Below are 1,110 nucleotides of genomic sequence, written 5' to 3' on the forward strand. Positions count from 1 at the left end.
AGTCAGGTGGCCGTGGGTCGGGGGCCCGGTGGCCGAGAGGTCGGTGGCCGTGGGCCGAGGGGCCAGGTGGCCGGGAGGTCGGTGGCCGTGGGCGGTTGGCCCGGTGGCCGGTGGCCGGTGGCCGGTGGGCAGGTAGCCGGAGGCCGGTGGCCGGGTTGCCGTGTGATCTGGAGGGGGTGCGCCGTCCTTGGTGCGCACTGCGCACCCCCCGGGCAGTCAGATGCCTGCCGCTGCCGAGAGGTCGCGCTTGAGGGTCGTCAGCAGGTCCGTCGCCTTCGCGCGGGCCGCGGGGAGGCCGACGTGCTCGCCGACCGGGACGACCACCTCCAGGTAGCACTTCAGCTTCGGTTCCGTGCCGCTGGGGCGGACGATGACGCGTGCGCCGTCCAGGGTGTAGCGCAGGCCGTCCGTGGGCGGGAGCGTGGCCGTGCCCCGGGTGAGGTCCTCGGCCTCCGTGACCGGCAGGCCCGCGAGGTGGGCCGGGGGCTGCCGGCGCAGCCGGTCCATCGCGGCCGAGATGAGGGACAGGTCCTCCACCCGGACCGAGAGCTGGTCGGTGGCGTGCAGGCCGTGCTCCACGGCCAGGTCGTCGAGGAGGTCGAGGAGGGTGCGGCCGTCCTCCTTGAGGGTGGAGGCCAGCTCCGTGATCAGGAGCGCGGCGGTGATGCCGTCCTTGTCGCGGACGCCCTCCGGGTCCACGCAGTAGCCGAGGGCCTCCTCGTAGCCGTAGCGGATGCCGTCGACGCGCGCGATCCACTTGAAGCCGGTGAGGGTCTCGACGTGCGGGCGGTCCGCCTTCTCGGCGATGCGGCCGAGGAGGGACGACGACACGATCGACTCCGCGAACGTGCCCTGCGCTCCGCGGGTGATCAGGTGGGCGGCGAGGAGGGCGCCGACCTCGTCGCCGCGGAGCATGCGCCAGTCGTCCGCGGCGTCCTGCACCGCCACCGCGAGACGGTCGGCGTCCGGGTCGTTGGCGATGATCAGGTCGGGGGCCGTCTCGCGGGCCCTCGCGAAGGCGAGGTCCATCGCGCCGGGCTCCTCCGGGTTGGGGAAGGCGACGGTGGGGAAGTCCGGGTCGGGGTCCGCCTGCTCGGTCACGAGGGCGGG

The 1,110-nt window shown here is 74.6% G+C and carries 1 pseudogene; it reads right to left on the reverse strand.

Annotated elements, in window-relative coordinates:
• Positions 1-216: 216 nt before the first annotated feature.
• Positions 217-1,110: pseudogene (locus DMH12_RS38525) on the reverse strand (phospho-sugar mutase); the annotation flags it as partial.

Source organism: Streptomyces sp. WAC 04229 (assembly GCF_003947455.1).
Taxonomy (GTDB): Bacteria; Actinomycetota; Actinomycetes; order Streptomycetales; family Streptomycetaceae; genus Streptomyces.